The following is a 14,440-nucleotide window of genomic DNA, read 5'->3' as shown; positions in this document are numbered from 1 at the left end:
AAAAGAGATTGATGTTAACCGCCCGGCCGGGGCGTGGAGGCAGGAGGGGATGCGGCGGTGGCCAGCCATTGCGCCAACTGGTCGGCGGCTTCGTCGGTGGCTTGACGCAATGCCGCGACACCGCCCGCGGCATCCTGCGTGGCTGCAGGCATCTGCACCTGGATGCGCTTCTGGCCCACCACGGCGCGGCCATTGACCAACACCGCCTGCAGCAGAATGCGGCCCTCGCTGGACTGGCCGTCTTCGGCGTACACCTGCTCGAACTGCATCAGCGACAGCTGCAACTGCGGCATCTGCAGGTTGACGCGATCGGCCAGCACCGCCCCCTGGCGGGACAAGCGGTCCGTGATGCGCTGGCGCACCAGTTCCGACGGCGACGAGGCCCAGCGGTAGGTCGCGTAGGCCTTCGGCGCGGCGCTGTCGCCCACCCGCCAGATCACGCTGGTGTCCGACAGCGCCGGCACGGCCTGCAAGCTCAGCGCGATCGGGGCGCGCGCGGGCAACGCCGGCACGGGCTTGGCGTCCAGGCCCAGGTCGAACACCGATGGCGGCGCCCCCACGCGGCCAATGCTGCAACCCGCCAGGGTCGTGGCCATGGACAATGTCAGGATCAAAACGGTGCGACGCATGTTCATTTTGGCTATCTCCCGAAGCCTGCGAATCCGGCTTCGCCGGGTCCCGGCGCGACGGGCGCCGGGCCGAACAAGAACGATTGCGGCGTGCTGTCCACACGGCGCAGGGTGGTGGCCGCGCCGCGCGCGGCGGCGCTGACGTTGGCGGCCATGTTGGTGACGGCGGGCAGGGTTTCGCCATCCAGCCGCGCGGCGGCCAGCGCGATGTCGTTCAAGCTGCGCGTGGCCACCGTCAACGGGCCGTCGGGCGCGTTCAGACGCGCCAGCGACTGCCGCGCCTGCTGCGCCAGGTCGCCCACTTCGCGCGCCGCGCGGTCCGCCTGGCGCGACGTGTTGCCCAGCGATTCAATCAGGGGGCCCAGCTTGGCCATCGTGGGCGCCAGCTCTCGGCTGGCTTCCTTCAACGAATGCGTGATGTCGGTGGCGTTCTGGAGGCTGGCGGTGAGTGCTTGCACATTCTGTTCGCTCAGCACGCGGCGCAACTGCTCGGTGGCCTCTTCAACGTTCGAAATCAGCTTGCCGCCGCGCTGCTCGATGCGGTCGAGGAAGCCCGGACGCAGCGGGATAGCGGCGGGATGCTCGGCCGACGACGCCAGGCGCTTGAGCGACGTGCCGTCGTCGCGCAGTTCCACATTGGCCATGCCGGTCACGCCTTGCACGCCCAGTTCGGCCCACGTCGACTCGGTGATCGGCGTGTTCGGCGCCACGCCGATGCGAATGCGCACCTGGCCCGGCTTGTTCGGATTCAGCGCCAGCGACTGCACTTTGCCGACCGGCACGCCCTGGTAGCGGACGGCCGACTGCGGATTCAGCCCGCTGACCGCCGTGGCCGACACGATTTCGTACGTTTGCAGCTTGGTCCGGTCCCGGCCAATCCAAACGGCCACCAACGCGGCGGCGGCCAGCAAGACCAGCGTAAAGATACCGGCCATGAGCGCATGACTACGGTTTTCCATGATGCAATCCCTTCGGCGCCAAATCCCCAAGCGCGCGCAGACCGCGTTCGCCCAGGAAGAATGTGTGAATGAACGGGTGATCAACCTTCAGGACTTCCGGCACCGTGTCGCACACGATCACCCGCTTGTCCGCCAGCACGGCGACACGCGTGGCCAGCGCAAGCAGCGTGTCCAGATCGTGCGTCACCATGACGACGGTAAATCCCAACTGCCGGTGCAAACTGCGCACCAGATCTACGAATTCGTCCGACCGCAACGGATCCAGTCCGGCCGTGGGCTCGTCCAGGAACACCAGTTCGGGGTCGAGCGACAGCGCGCGCGCCAGCGCCACGCGCTTGACCATGCCGCCGGACAGGTCCGAAGGCCGCTTGCCGGCGTCCTGCGCCGACAGGCCCACCATCGCCAGCCGGCACATGACGACGTCGCGCACCAGGTCTTCCGGCACCGTGCGCAGCTCGCGCAGCGGCAAGGCCACATTGTCGAACACCGACAGCGCCGAGAACAGCGCGCCCGCCTGGAACAGCATGCCCCAGCGGTAAGACAGGCGCCTGCGCTCGCCGGGCGACAGGTCGAACAGCGCATGCCCCAGCACTTTCACGATGCCGGCGGCGGGCTGGTCCAAGCCGATGATCTGGCGCAACAGCACTGTCTTGCCCGTGCCGGAGCCGCCCACCAGCACCAGGATTTCGCCCGGGAAGACGGTCAGGTCAAGGTTGTCATGGACCACGTGGTCGCCGAAAGCGGTGCGCAGCCCGCGCACCGAGATGACGGGCTCGACCGTGACGCTGTCATCGGTGAACAAACGGTGTTGGGCGGCGCCGCTCATCAGATGCCCACCGAACTGAAGATAATGGCGTACAGCGCGTCCAGCAGAATCACGCCCGTGATCGACGTTACGACCGATGTGGTCGTGCCGCGGCCCAGGCTTTCCGTGTTCGGCTGGATGCGCAGGCCGAAATGGCATGCGATCAACGCGATCAGGATGCCGAAGGTCACGCCCTTCAGGATGCCGATCCAGTAATTGGTCAGCGAGATGGCGTCTGGCAGCGATGTCAGGAACCACTGCGCCGAGACGCCCAACTGCATCTGCGCGGCCAGCATGCCGCCCAGGATCGCCATGGCATCCGTCCACAGCACCAATAGCGGCATCGTCACGGCCAGCGCGATCACGCGCGGCAGGATCAGCCGCTGCCCGTGCGAGATGCCCATGACCAGCATCGCGTCCAGCTCCTGCGTCACGCGCATGACGCCGATCTGCGCCGTAATGGCCGACCCCGACCGGCCCGCCACCAGGATGGCCGCCAGGACGGGGCCAAGTTCGCGCACGATGGACACGCCCAGCAGCCGAACGATGAAACGGTCGGCGCCGATCATCTGTAGCTGCTGCGCCGACAGGTACGACAAGACCACCCCGATCAGGAAGCCGACCAACGCCGTGATGCCCAGCGCCTGCGCGCCGGTGCGATACACCTGCGCGGAAATCTCGCGCCAGGGGCCCAGCCACGGGCGGCGCAGCATGCCGCCCAGGTCCAGCACCAATTGGCCCAACATGATCAGTAGCGCCCTGCCGTTTTCGGCGCCATGGAATATTGCGCCGCCCAGGGCACGCACCCAGCCCCACGATTCCGCCTTGGGCTCGGGCGCCCTGGTGCCGCCCTTGTTCATGGCCAGCGCATTGAAGACGTCTTGCTGGCCGGCCGACCAGCGCACCCGTTCGGGCAGCTTTTCGCCCCAGGCCTGCCAGATGAGCAACGCGCCGATAGTGTCCAGCCGGCTGATGCCGTGCAAGTCCCAGCGCACCCCGTCCCGGACCGCGCGGGCCAAGGCCGACCGCCGCCGATCGACTTCGCCCGCCTCTGCCAGCGCCAGGACGCTCCAGTCGCCCGCCATATGGCAGGCGTTCCCGTCCTGGCGGAACGGCGCGGCGGTAGACGCGGACGAAGCGGTTTGCGGCATGTAGGCGGGGGACAGATGCAAAAAATGTATCGCCAATCATAAACGCTTGAAGGCCGAAAGGCCGCGACGGCCGGCCGCGTGCCCTACAATCGCCGCCATGTCCGATCACGTCCGCCCTATCGACCTGCCCGCGCCAGAAGCCCTGGCCCGAGAGCTAGGCTCGCGCCTGCCCGTATTCCAAGACATTGCCTGGACAGGCAGCACCGGCTCGACCAACGCCGACCTGCTGGCCCGTGCCCGCTCGGGCGCCGGCGCCGGCAAACCCTGGTTGCTGGGCACCCATTTGCAAGAAACCGGCCGCGGCCGCGCGGGCCGACCCTGGCAGAACCGTTCGGGTTCCACCCTGATGTTCTCTTGCGCATTCGACGTTCATCTGCCGGCCGCGCAATTGCCCGCACTGTCCCCATTAGCGGGCGTGGCCGCCTGCGAGGCCTTGCGCGCCGTCGCTGGCCCCGAGGCCCAGGGCCTGTGCATGAAATGGCCCAACGACGTCCAATGGCAAGAGGCCAAGCTGGCGGGCGTGCTGGTGGAGACCACTCGCAACCCCGGTGGCCGAGAGGCGGGCTACACCGTCGTCATCGGCATGGGCGTGAACCTGATCGACGCAGCGGAACTGTCCCAGGCGCTGGGCCGCGAAGTCGCCGACTGGACGCAGGTGCAGGCCCGGGCGCACCGTCTGGCCACCGCCGCCGACCTGGTCTGCGCCAGCGCCACCGCTTGGCACGAAGCCGTGCAGACGCTGGAACGCGAGGGCTTCGCGGCGTTCCAACAACGTTTCGACCAGGTGGACGCGCTGGCGGGCCGCGTGGTCAACGTGCTTGAGAAAGGCGATATCCTGCTTTGTGGCGCCGCCAGCGGCGTGGACGAGCAAGGCCGCCTGCTGGTGCGCACGCCCGACGGCGCCACACCCATTTCGGTCGGCGAAATTTCGATTCGGCGCCAAGCATGATCATTCTTATCGACTCCGGCAACAGCCGTCTCAAAGTGGGTTGGCTGGACGCCAGCAACCCGGACATGCCGCGCGAACCGGCGGCGGTCGCGTTCGACGGCCTGGACCTGGATGCGCTGGACCACTGGCTGGCCGCCCTGCCGCGCCGGCCGCTGCGCGCCTTGGGCGTAAACGTGGCGGGCGATGCCCGTGGCACGGCCATTGCCGCCATCCTGCAAAAACACGGCTGCGCGGTCGCTTGGTCGCCCTCGCAAGCCAGCACGTTGGGCCTCACCAACAGCTATCGCGTGCCGACCCAACTGGGCGCGGACCGCTGGGCTTCACTGCTGGGCGTGCTGTCGCGCCTGCCCGGGGCGCACCCGCCTTTCGTGCTGGCCAGCTTCGGCACCGCCACGACGATCGATACCGTCGGCCCTGACAACGTTTTCGCCGGCGGGCTGATCCTGCCCGGTCCGGCCATGATGCGCACGTCGCTGGCGCACGGCACCGCCAACTTGCCGATCGCCAATGGCCAGGTCGTGCCCTACCCCGTCGATACGCACGAAGCCATCGCCTCGGGCATCGCAGCCGCCCAGGCCGGCGCCGTCGTGCGCCAATGGCTGGCTGGCCGCCAGCGTTATGGGCAGACCCCGCAGATCTACGCGGCAGGCGGCGGCTGGCCCGAAGTCCACCAGGAGATCGAGCGGTTGCTGGCGGACGCCGGTGGCGCGTTCGGCGTCGCGCCGGTGCCGGTCTACCTGGATCACCCCGTCCTGGACGGCTTGGCCGCGGTCGCGCGCGCCACCTTGGACGCCAACGCCTGAACGAGGCCCGCCATGCGAGTGCTCTTCATCCTGATCTTGCTGGCCAATCTGTGGGTACTGGCGCTGGGCCAGGGCTGGATCGGCGTGCGGCCCGAAGACGAAGGCCGCGACACCCGTCGTTTCAGCCAGGAGCTGAACCCGGGAGCGGTGACGCTGGTGCCCCGGAAGACGCCATAGCGGCTTAGTCCACGGCCCGCGCGTTGAACGCGCCGTCCGCTCAGTCCAGCCAGGGCGCCAATGCGTCCAGCGTCCGCCGCGTCGCCCCCGCATGCGTGTCGAACCAGGCCCGCGCCGCCTGGCTGGCCGCTTCCCGGCGCGGCGCATCGGCCAACAACGCCATCGCACGGTCCACCGCCTGCCCCGCATCCGCCGCGCGCCAGGCCGCTCCCTCGGCAATTGCGTCTTCCGCCGCCTGCTTGAAGTTGAACGTATGCGGCCCAACGATCACGGGCACGCCGGCCGCGCACGCCTCGATCAGATTCTGGCCGCCCAACGGCGCGAAACTGCCCGCCACGACGGCCACGTCCGACGCGGCGTAATAGAACGCCATCTCGCCCAACGTATCGCCCAGCATCACCACCGTGTCCGGGCCCGGCTCGACACCGTCGGCGCGCCGCACGAATGGCAGCCCCGCTTCCGTCAACTGGCGGGCCGCCTCGTCAAAGCGTTGAGGATGGCGGGGGATCAACAGAAACAGCGGCGCGTCCGGCCCGCGAGGCGCGGCAGCATGCCGTTTGATGGCGGCGATGAAACCGCTGTCTTCGCCTTCGCGGGTGCTGGCCACGGCCAACACCGGCCGCCCCCGCTGCGCCCGCCACGCCCGGCCCGCCTGCACCTGCGACGCCGGCAGCACCAGATCAAATTTCAGATTCCCGGTCACGATAGGCTGGGGCGCGCCCGCCTGCGCCAACCTGGCTGCGTCTTCGGATGTCTGCGCCAGCACCTGGTCCAGACCGGCCAACGCTTCACGCATCACGCTGCCCATCCGCCCTGCCTGACGTAGCGACGACGCCGAATACCGGGCGCTGACCAGCGCCATCGGCACCCGCGCGCGCCGGGCCGCAGCCAGCAGGTTGGGCCAGATCTCGCGTTCGATCAGCAGGCCGCAACGCGGCTGGTAGCTATCCATGAAACGGCGCGTCGCACCTGGAAAGTCGTAAGGCAGCCAAGCCTGGCGCAACTGTCCGCGGCCGATGGCCTCTGAGAACAGTCGCTGGCCTTCGGCGCGACCGGTCGCCGTCATATGGGTCAGCAGCACGGGCAGGCCGCGGTCCAGCAACGCCTGCAGCAGCGGTTGCGCAGCACGGGTTTCACCCAAACTGACCGCATGCACCCAAACGGGCTGCGTCCAGGACGGAGAAACCGGCAAGGGGGTGGGGACCGGCGCTGCGGCATGGCCGAACCGCTCTGGGGAAAAGATATCCCAGTGGCCGCCCGCGCGCCTGGCGCGATGGGCCATCCACACCCAGACCAGCGGTGACAATGCCCTGAGCGCCAGCGAATAGACGCCGCGGTTCATATCACTGGGCGGCCAATGCCTGCTCCACCGCCGCCATCACGGCCTCGCGCGACGGCGAAGCGCCGCGGTCGCCCAGGCTGGCGGTGTAGTTCGAACCCACCAGCGGCGTGCGCACCGGCGTGGAAGCGCGGTAGATGCCGATCGTGGGGCGCCCCAACGCGGCGGACAAATGGGTCAACCCGCTGTCCAGGCCCACCATCAATCGGGAGCCGGCCAGCAGGCGCGCCACGGAAGTCAGGTCCATCCGGGGCATCACTTCGGCCCCGTCCATGCCCGCCACCAGCAGACCGGCGCGCTGGGCTTCGGAGTCATTGCCCGCCAGCAGTTTCAGCGTGCAGCCTGCCTCGCGCAAGCGGCGGAAAACCGCGCGCCAGTCTTCTTCGGGCCACAATTTATCGTCGCGGCTGGCCGACGGCATGATCACCGCGTAGCCGCGATCGGTATCCAGGTGATGCAGCCGCGGCAACTCGGCGGCATTCAGCCCGTCGCTGCTCACTTCATGCGTGGGAGCAGCCGCTTGGCCCGCTTGGCGCACAAAGGACTGCAAGCCGAAGTCCGGCAAGCCGGTATGCTGATAGCCGAACGTCAAGCCAGCCAGCTTGCGCTGGCGGATCACGGCGGGCTGCCAGAATTCCACACGATGGCGAACGTTGTAGAAAAGCGAGGCCAGCGGTTCGCGCGCGGAACGCCAGTCCAGCCCGTGGCGCACGCCGCGCGCCTGGCGCACCAGCCACGCGGACTTCAGCAGCGCCTGCATGTCCAGGACAATGTCGTATTGGGTGGATCGCAGGCGTTCTTTCAATGCCTTGCGCTCGGCTCGCACCTGCGAGGACCACCACGATTTTCGCCACCGGCGATGCGCGACTTTGATGATTTCGTTGACTGCTGGGTGCCAGGACGGAATCTCACCGAATGCCTCTTCGACGACCCAGTCGATCTGTGCGTCAGGCACATGCCGGGCTATGTCGGTGATAGCCGGCAGCATGTGGACGAGGTCGCCTAGGGAAGACGTGCGGACGATGAGAATGCGGGTGGGCATCAAAACTGACGATCGTGCAATTGAAGGAGCGAATGTACAACAAACATCGCTTGCCACGAAGGGCGCAGGGAAAACTGGCGCTCCCGCCGGCGAATACCGCGAAACTAGCTCGGCCGCTCAAACTGGCGGCGCCAAACCTGCAGGGCGTCTAGCAACTTTTCCCACTGACAAAACTCCCGCTTCTCGTAGTAAAGCGCGCCATCGTGCGGACGTTGCAGCAGGCGCGTCAGGTCAAGCGGTTGGGTCGCCTGGCGCCCGTCCAGGACGTAATGGGCAACAACAAAGGGCAACAGACCCAGCCACGTCTTGGTCTGCGATGGATATCCAAGACAGTATCCGATGAACCGCATCCGGAAATGCCAAGGGATAGGCGTGTAGGTGACGGGGCCGTTGCCTACCAGCGGAAGCTGCACCCGGAATAGCGGCCCCTTGCAGCGGTAGGCGTTATATAGTGAAAACTGGCGGCACAACAGAAGACACCCCAGCCGATGGCTGACTATTGCCACCAGCGCATGCAAAGCATCGTGGTCATGGTGTCCGCCTTCCCATGCGGTGACATAGATTGCCTGCACAGCCTTGAATCCCGCCACCCAATTCTCGATCCAAGCGCCTGCCGCATCCAGGTTATCGACTAGGCGGCCATCCGAAATAGACAGCATTTCTCCGGCAAACACGACGTCGGACCCCGCCACGCCCAGCTTGCTCAACACCGTCAGAGACTCGTCGTTCCGGCGTTGAACAGAAACGCCGCCAAAACCCCCATCGGTCAAATAGCAGCACACCACTCTGCGCCCCTTACGCCTTTCCTCAGTAATCGCGTGGAAAACGCCAAACTCATCGTCTTGATGCGCAAAGAAGAAAAGAGCAATCGGCTCGGATTCGACGGCTTCAGTATGCATCGAAGTCCAGGAACGAAAATGCCACTGCCCCCGACTCCAACATAGACAGATTGGCCTTCAGTGGACGGAAAATAAAATTCAAAGGAGACGGACGGAACCGCTGCGGAATGCTGATATAACGCGCATAGTTGCACGCTCCGGCCGGATACAAACCGAGGAACAGACGCAGCGGTGATGCTGGCACTCCGGGGCCTGAGTACGCTTTCCCGAGCTCAGCACTCTCCAGTTGGGCGTAAGCCGAAAGCACGCGACCCTTGGCCTCGGCGAAGAACTGGCTGAAATCTCTGCCCGAGCGAGGCGAAATCCTGTTGACCGGATTGGCACAACGCCAGTTCAAATGCTCGCTCGTCCAAACCCGCTGAAACTGTGCCTCCTGTTTCAGGCGCTGTACGTCAACGTCCAGGCTTCCAACACCAACACGAGCCTCCAGGGGCTGCACGAGCTTGAACCCCAGCTTGCGGATAAATCCAGGGGTGCTGTTCGCATTGGCGACGCCGTGGACGGCATCGAATCCCAGAGCCGCAGCAGCATCGTAGGTCGCCTGCGCCAGCTTCGTGAACAGCCCGCGCCCCTGAAATGACGGGTGTGTCGCCGTATTCAGCGAAAGCAGCATCTTGCTATGTGTACCCGCGAACGAAACGATGGTGGGAATGCAGACGTAGTGCGCCGCAAGTTCATCGCCTTCCCATGCATCAAATCCCACGGCGTTGCCTGCGGGATTTTTCGTATAAAGCCAATTCAGGCCTTCCATGCCGAACTTGGCGGAAGGGGGAAAACAACGTGCAAAAAGCCCGGAATAGCTCTTCAACGAGTTTTCGTTGAACTGGATCGGCTTGATATTCATATATTTGAACGAGTAGTCCGACAAGCTGCTCGCAAGCTCGCGTTTTCGCCGGTCCTGATGGGGGGTGTGTACAGGCTCGTCAGCTTAGCACTAAAGAGATTGACCGGGCAGACCTTGAATCGGCCTTGGCAATGGCCCGAAGAAGCCGCCCTAGCTGCCGTAGCCGTCAGGATTCCCTGATTGCCAGCGCCAACCGTCCGCGCACATTTTTTCAATATCTCGTTCCGCCTTCCAACCGAGCAATCGGTAAGCCAACGCCGCGTCCGCCCATGCTGCAGCGATATCGCCAGGCCGGCGCGGCTGGATCTCACAGGCGATCTTCTTGCCACTGGCCTGCTCGAACGCCCGCACCAGCTGAAAGACGCTTGTCCCTTTGCCGGTTCCAAGGTTTATCGCAGAAAATGGGTCCGTCGCCCGACATGCGTACTGCACAGCCCGCACGTGGCCGTCGGCCAGATCCTCGACATGGAGATAATCTCGTACACCAGTGCCATCGACGGTGTCGTAGTCATCACCGAACACCATCAATTTTTCCCGCTTGCCCACAGCAACCTGCGTAATGAAGGGGAACAGGTTATTTGGCGTGCCTTGCGGCGCCTCACCCAGGATGCCGCTGGCGTGCGAACCAATGGGGTTGAAATAGCGCAGCGCCACCGCTCTACGGTCTTCGCCGGTCGCCGCCCAGTCCTTCAGCATTTGCTCCACCATCGCTTTCGTCCATCCATAGGGGTTGGTCGGTGCGATTCTGTGGTGCTCGGAATAGGGCAATTCGGTAGGCTCGCCATAAACGGTGGCGGACGAGCTGAATACGAGATGACGCACCTGCGCGCGGTCCATCGCCGACAACAAGGCCGTGGTTCCGCCCACATTGTTGTCGTAGTAGGCGAGCGGGTTCGCGACAGACTCGCCAACCGCCTTCAAGGCAGCAAAATGCACCACGCACTGGACGTGATTCCCCTCCTCCATCTTCCGCTGGAGCAGCTCGTCCAGTATTTTTGCGTCCCGAACATCGCCTTGCACGAATTCAATCGACGTTCCGCTCAACTGCTCCACCCGCCGAAGCACTTCCGGCACGCTGTTGGAGTAATTGTCCAGCACGACCGGACGGTAGCCAGCCATGATCAATGCAAGCAGGGTGTGCGAGCCGATATAACCGGCTCCGCCGGTCACCAATAATGTTCTATTTGTCATTTTGAATGTGAATGTCCTTTTCCGACGCGCAATATGCGCTCGTACAGAAATTGCCGGGACCGATCGGGCAAAATTCTAACGGGCAACCGGGACGCCAGATTCAACGCGAGGCGAAACAGGCCGATGAACCCCGATCGGTAAAACGCCCATTGGGCGCGGCACTCTCCCGCCACGTAGGCAAAGCCACCCCGGCGCGCATACATTCCAGCGCCCGCCCTGGCGTTGACTAAGACCACAGGCAGATTCGCCGTACGCGCGCCCGCTTGAATCATCCGGACCCATAGCGCATAGTCCTCATACAAATGCTCATTGCGATAACCGCCCAGCGACAACGCCAAGTCTCGCCTGAACATGACCGTCATATGATTGAATGGGTTACGCCGCTTGGCGTAGGCCAGGATGGCCGCATGGCTTTCAGGTACTCGGCGCAGACGTCCCTCGTCCGAACCGGGATCCGTCTCGAACTCCCATATCCACCCTCCTGTAAGATCAATCTCAGGGGCAGACATAATCAATTCCAATTGCCGCGCAAATCTGTCGGCAACGATCAGGTCATCGGTATCAAACCGGGCAATCCATCCATAGCGGCATTGCTTCAACCCTTCCGTGAGCGCCAGTCCCAGCCCCACGTTCTGCGCCAGAGGGACCCGCCGGAACTTCAACGCGGCTTCGTGATGCCGAATGACGTCGTGAAGCGTGTCCGGCAGCGGCCCGTCCTCCACCAGGACAACTTCGGGAAGCTCGACGGTAGAGGCCCGAAGGCTCCACAACGCGGCGTCAAGAAACGCGGGATTTTCCCCTCGATAGACCGACATGAGTACCGAAAACATCAGACCCGGCGCTGACTGCTCCTGACCTGAACGACCGTTGTCAGCAGTATGCGCTTCGAGATGGTTCACCGGACCAGTCTCCGGAGCCTCGAGTATCCACGGTATACCGCCACTACAACCTTGCGCAGCCTTGGCTTCTGCATCATCGAACGAATCAAATTGACCAACTCGATTTCTTTCTCCGACAGACTGGCCCCGGCCAGCCGGGCGCTTCCTTTACCACCATCCGTGTTCGCCAAACTGAACAGGATATTGGCATCAAGGCGGCTGAAGCCTGCAAGATTCCGCACAAGCCGGCGACGGCCAAAGTACTTGTTATATGTTTTGGACATGCTGCCAGGGGTGTTTCGATACAAATACCCCAGCGTCGGGATCAGGGAGAAACGCTGACCGGACCACGCCAGACGGGCAAAAAATGCCCAGTCTTCCCAAACAGACCTGTCCGAATCGTCCCAACCCCCAAGCTCAAGCAAATGCGCCGTGCGCACCATGACATTTGCGGTAATGTACTGGTTCTCCAGTATCGCGAGCGCCTTGGCTTCAGGCACACCTAGCGGCTTCCAGAACCATCCATCCCGCAGCGGTTCAGTGGTCTTCGGCAGCGACTTCACATCCGTAAAATGCAACGCGAAGCCGGTTGCGGCCACCAGCGACGCATCCAGCGACATTGCAGCCCAAGCCTCTTCCAGCGTCTGCGGCAACAGAACGTCGTCGCTATCGACGAAGAATGTCAACGGTGACCGCGACAGCTTGAGTCCGGTATTTCGCGCCCCCGCCAAACCGCGATTCTCCTGGCGATGAAGACGAACGGTAATCTTCTCGCCAATTATCCGATCGATCAGAATGCGCAACTCGGCGTGATATTCGGGAGCCGATCCATCGTCGATAACGAGAAGCTCCGTTGGTCTCAGTCGGGATCGGGCAATCGAAACCAGTAACTCTTCGACGTAATCCACTGGCGTGTTGAAAACCGGCACGACTACGGAGACATCACATGCCGGGGTGGCCTCGAAAGCCCGCCAATCCGGAATCCGAGACGGCAGATCAGAGCGACTCCAGCCTGCGTTGATGGCGATTTGCCTGGCCCTTGCCTGCTCGCGGGATGCATTCAAGTCGTCGCCGTATTCTTCGGGAGACATACTCAGGACTTGCCCAAGCTTTTTCGCAAGCGACGCGGCGTCCGGAGCCGAAAAAAAACGCTCGACGTGCTCCGGATCATCAACGACTTCGATCGCTCCCCCGGTGTTGTAAGCCACAAACAGCGAGCCCAGCAGTAACTGCTCAAGAACAACAAAGGGATAGTTTTCGCCCCGCGACGGCACAACGAACAAGGTATCCGACAGCCTTTCATACACGAACGCCAGCAATTGCTCGTGTGTTAGATGCAGATCTTTGTAGTTGCAGATGGCTGCGAGCCTCTTTCGATCTTCATTTCCCGGCCCCAACGGCCCCAGCGACACGACTTCATCAATGTCGCGCAGATGATCAGCAGCGGCAAGCGACTCCATTGCCGCCAGGAAGTCCGGCCATCCTTTTAACTGGTTGTACTTTCCGATAAAGACGATACGCTTTACCTTCTGAAAGCTCGTGGTCTGTGCGGGGGGCAACAGATCAAGGTCGAAAGGCAGCTTCCTAATGGAGAGATTATTTAGTTCATAACCGAACTCCTGCTGAAGCAGGCGTTCGCCCAGGTAGCGGGAGGGCGCAAAGCACTCATCCGCATACTTGAACAGGTAGCTGTCCCGGACCGCCCAGGCCAACTCGTGCGGCGTGTAGTCCATGGACGATTCATTCTGAACCCCGTATTTCACGTAGTCGATAGACCCATGCATGAACACGCGCAGGCGCAGCCATTGGGGCAGAACGCCAGTCTGCTTGGCTTGTACGACGCGAAAGCCGATTGATTTGTAATCCTGCGCCTCTACCAACGTTATCCGCGGCAACAAGTACAAGATGCCTTTCAGCGCCTCAAGCAAACCCAGCCCGTCGAAAAAGCTGTCAGGGCTGATACCGTCGAAGAACATACGTGGCACAAACGTGCGTCCGTCCAACCCGCCGGGACTCAGGTCGACATCGCACATCAGGGCACAGGAACGCGGATCCACTGCCTTGATGTTCTTCACATAGGTGCCAATTCCACCGGTGGCCCGAACGGTGGCATCCTCCGTTGTCAACAGCAACTGATCGGCGTCCAGCAGCCCCGCCGAAAACCCTAGCCCTTCCAAGTATCGGCCATACGCCTCTCGCTCCACGCTAGCCTCGACGAGCACCGCAGATGTCGTGGAGTTTCGTTGGCGATACGAAAAACCGCTCGCCTCAAGGAAATCCAGGAATTGCTTGTGAGTCCAGGTTAGGGTGTCCGACAGCTCTTTTTCCGCCACGAACAGAATCGGGCTCGCAACGTCGAGGCTGAGGCGCTTGAGCGCGGCAAGCAGAGGCCTGGGGTCGATTAGCTGCGCGAGCAGGCGGACGGACACGATCCACGCAGTGCCTGAAGAGGAATGCGAGCGGACAAGCGCGTCCACCTGCCCCGTCCAGTTATCAAGCGTCCAGGCCACGGGAGGTGCCTCCAAGGCGGCGCTTCGGCTTGGATCATGAACGATCACCGGCACCGACGCCTCAATCGGGCTAAAAGCGCCTACGAGCACGGCCTTCTGGACCTGAGGGTCGCTCAGGTACTGGCCCAGGTCCGCCGACCAATACGGCACAGAAGCGCTCAACGGGTCGCGCCCCAACCTGCCGAGCGCGCCACCGCCTTGAATTCCAGAATTAGCGAATGCGCCGATCTTTTTTAAGCTCATATATATGCGGGCCGAACATGT

General features: G+C 63.4%; 14 protein-coding genes. 3 read left to right on the top strand and 11 right to left on the bottom strand.

Features of this window, described 5'->3' with window-relative positions:
• Positions 1 to 14 precede the first annotated feature (14 nt).
• The 4 genes from ACI0FO_RS12820 to ACI0FO_RS12805 are packed head-to-tail and all read right to left on the bottom strand — an operon-like array spanning position 15 to position 3,544.
• On the bottom strand, positions 15 to 635 hold the full coding sequence (locus ACI0FO_RS12820) for an ABC-type transport auxiliary lipoprotein family protein (protein ID WP_416027140.1): 621 nt from the start codon (positions 633 to 635) through the stop codon (positions 15 to 17).
• A gap of 5 nt (positions 636 to 640) precedes the next feature.
• Positions 641 to 1,588, bottom strand: coding sequence for an MlaD family protein (locus ACI0FO_RS12815; protein WP_416027138.1), 948 nt, complete (start codon positions 1,586 to 1,588; stop codon positions 641 to 643).
• Positions 1,575 to 2,414, bottom strand: a complete 840-nt coding sequence (locus ACI0FO_RS12810) for an ABC transporter ATP-binding protein (RefSeq protein ID WP_416027136.1) — start codon at positions 2,412 to 2,414, stop codon at positions 1,575 to 1,577. The genes ACI0FO_RS12815 and ACI0FO_RS12810 overlap by 14 nt, the downstream gene beginning before the upstream one ends.
• Positions 2,414 to 3,544 carry an MlaE family ABC transporter permease gene (locus ACI0FO_RS12805; protein WP_416027410.1) on the bottom strand — a complete coding sequence of 377 codons (1,131 nt, stop codon included), beginning with the start codon at positions 3,542 to 3,544 and terminating at the stop codon, positions 2,414 to 2,416. Before ACI0FO_RS12805 ends, ACI0FO_RS12810 begins: the two co-directional genes overlap by 1 nt.
• 97 nt (positions 3,545 to 3,641) lie before the next feature.
• Between ACI0FO_RS12805 and ACI0FO_RS12800 the strand changes: the two genes are divergently transcribed.
• The 3 genes from ACI0FO_RS12800 to ACI0FO_RS12790 are packed head-to-tail and all read left to right on the top strand — an operon-like array spanning position 3,642 to position 5,473.
• On the top strand, positions 3,642 to 4,493 hold the full coding sequence (locus tag ACI0FO_RS12800; protein ID WP_416027134.1) for a biotin--[acetyl-CoA-carboxylase] ligase: 852 nt from the start codon (positions 3,642 to 3,644) through the stop codon (positions 4,491 to 4,493).
• The gene (locus ACI0FO_RS12795) at positions 4,490 to 5,296 is read left to right on the top strand and encodes a type III pantothenate kinase (protein ID WP_416027132.1); all 807 of its coding nucleotides are present in this window, start codon (positions 4,490 to 4,492) and stop codon (positions 5,294 to 5,296) included. The genes ACI0FO_RS12800 and ACI0FO_RS12795 overlap by 4 nt, the downstream gene beginning before the upstream one ends.
• 12 nt (positions 5,297 to 5,308) lie before the next feature.
• A complete protein-coding gene (locus tag ACI0FO_RS12790; protein WP_175170362.1) occupies positions 5,309 to 5,473 on the top strand; it encodes a hypothetical protein in 165 nt (54 codons plus the stop codon).
• Positions 5,474 to 5,513: 40 nt separating this feature from the next.
• On the opposite strand, the gene ACI0FO_RS12785 is transcribed toward ACI0FO_RS12790, so the two are convergent.
• From ACI0FO_RS12785 to ACI0FO_RS12755, 7 genes are all read right to left on the bottom strand, one after another.
• A complete protein-coding gene (locus ACI0FO_RS12785) occupies positions 5,514 to 6,815 on the bottom strand; it encodes a 3-deoxy-D-manno-octulosonic acid transferase (protein ID WP_416027131.1) in 1,302 nt (433 codons plus the stop codon).
• Between the two features lies 1 nt (position 6,816).
• Complete coding sequence (gene waaC / locus ACI0FO_RS12780; protein WP_416027129.1) at positions 6,817 to 7,854, bottom strand: lipopolysaccharide heptosyltransferase I; 1,038 nt, start codon at positions 7,852 to 7,854, stop codon at positions 6,817 to 6,819.
• A gap of 104 nt (positions 7,855 to 7,958) precedes the next feature.
• Positions 7,959 to 8,753 carry a PIG-L deacetylase family protein gene (locus ACI0FO_RS12775; protein WP_416027127.1) on the bottom strand — a complete coding sequence of 265 codons (795 nt, stop codon included), beginning with the start codon at positions 8,751 to 8,753 and terminating at the stop codon, positions 7,959 to 7,961.
• Positions 8,743 to 9,597, bottom strand: coding sequence for a GNAT family N-acetyltransferase (locus ACI0FO_RS12770; RefSeq protein WP_416027125.1), 855 nt, complete (start codon positions 9,595 to 9,597; stop codon positions 8,743 to 8,745). Before ACI0FO_RS12770 ends, ACI0FO_RS12775 begins: the two co-directional genes overlap by 11 nt.
• Before the next feature lie 150 nt (positions 9,598 to 9,747).
• Positions 9,748 to 10,788 (bottom strand): UDP-glucose 4-epimerase GalE, encoded by a 1,041-nt coding sequence (gene galE, locus ACI0FO_RS12765; protein ID WP_416027123.1) that lies wholly within the window; start codon positions 10,786 to 10,788, stop codon positions 9,748 to 9,750.
• Positions 10,785 to 11,687 (bottom strand): glycosyltransferase, encoded by a 903-nt coding sequence (locus ACI0FO_RS12760; protein WP_416027121.1) that lies wholly within the window; start codon positions 11,685 to 11,687, stop codon positions 10,785 to 10,787. Before ACI0FO_RS12760 ends, galE begins: the two co-directional genes overlap by 4 nt.
• Entirely contained in the window at positions 11,684 to 14,419 is a 2,736-nt protein-coding gene (locus ACI0FO_RS12755) for a glycosyltransferase (protein ID WP_416027119.1), read from the bottom strand. Before ACI0FO_RS12755 ends, ACI0FO_RS12760 begins: the two co-directional genes overlap by 4 nt.
• Positions 14,420 to 14,440 lie beyond the last annotated feature (21 nt).

The organism is Achromobacter marplatensis (genome assembly GCF_049060505.1).
GTDB lineage: Bacteria > Pseudomonadota > Gammaproteobacteria > Burkholderiales > Burkholderiaceae_B > Achromobacter > Achromobacter marplatensis_A.
The sequence above is the reverse complement of the archived record's forward strand: the minus strand, read 5'-3'. Positions and strand labels throughout refer to the sequence as shown.

Coding starts and splice junctions, on each gene's coding strand:
- ACI0FO_RS12790 (WP_175170362.1), top strand. CDS start 5,309: ATGCGAGTGCTCTTCATCCTGATCTTGCTGGCCAATCTGTGGGTACTG.
- ACI0FO_RS12795 (WP_416027132.1), top strand. CDS start 4,490: ATGATCATTCTTATCGACTCCGGCAACAGCCGTCTCAAAGTGGGTTGG.
- ACI0FO_RS12775 (WP_416027127.1), bottom strand. CDS start 8,753: ATGCATACTGAAGCCGTCGAATCCGAGCCGATTGCTCTTTTCTTCTTT.
- ACI0FO_RS12805 (WP_416027410.1), bottom strand. CDS start 3,544: ATGCCGCAAACCGCTTCGTCCGCGTCTACCGCCGCGCCGTTCCGCCAG.
- ACI0FO_RS12815 (WP_416027138.1), bottom strand. CDS start 1,588: ATGGAAAACCGTAGTCATGCGCTCATGGCCGGTATCTTTACGCTGGTC.
- ACI0FO_RS12785 (WP_416027131.1), bottom strand. CDS start 6,815: ATGAACCGCGGCGTCTATTCGCTGGCGCTCAGGGCATTGTCACCGCTG.
- ACI0FO_RS12755 (WP_416027119.1), bottom strand. CDS start 14,419: ATGAGCTTAAAAAAGATCGGCGCATTCGCTAATTCTGGAATTCAAGGC.
- ACI0FO_RS12800 (WP_416027134.1), top strand. CDS start 3,642: ATGTCCGATCACGTCCGCCCTATCGACCTGCCCGCGCCAGAAGCCCTG.
- galE (WP_416027123.1), bottom strand. CDS start 10,788: ATGACAAATAGAACATTATTGGTGACCGGCGGAGCCGGTTATATCGGC.
- ACI0FO_RS12770 (WP_416027125.1), bottom strand. CDS start 9,597: ATGAATATCAAGCCGATCCAGTTCAACGAAAACTCGTTGAAGAGCTAT.
- ACI0FO_RS12820 (WP_416027140.1), bottom strand. CDS start 635: ATGAACATGCGTCGCACCGTTTTGATCCTGACATTGTCCATGGCCACG.
- ACI0FO_RS12810 (WP_416027136.1), bottom strand. CDS start 2,414: ATGAGCGGCGCCGCCCAACACCGTTTGTTCACCGATGACAGCGTCACG.
- waaC (WP_416027129.1), bottom strand. CDS start 7,854: ATGCCCACCCGCATTCTCATCGTCCGCACGTCTTCCCTAGGCGACCTC.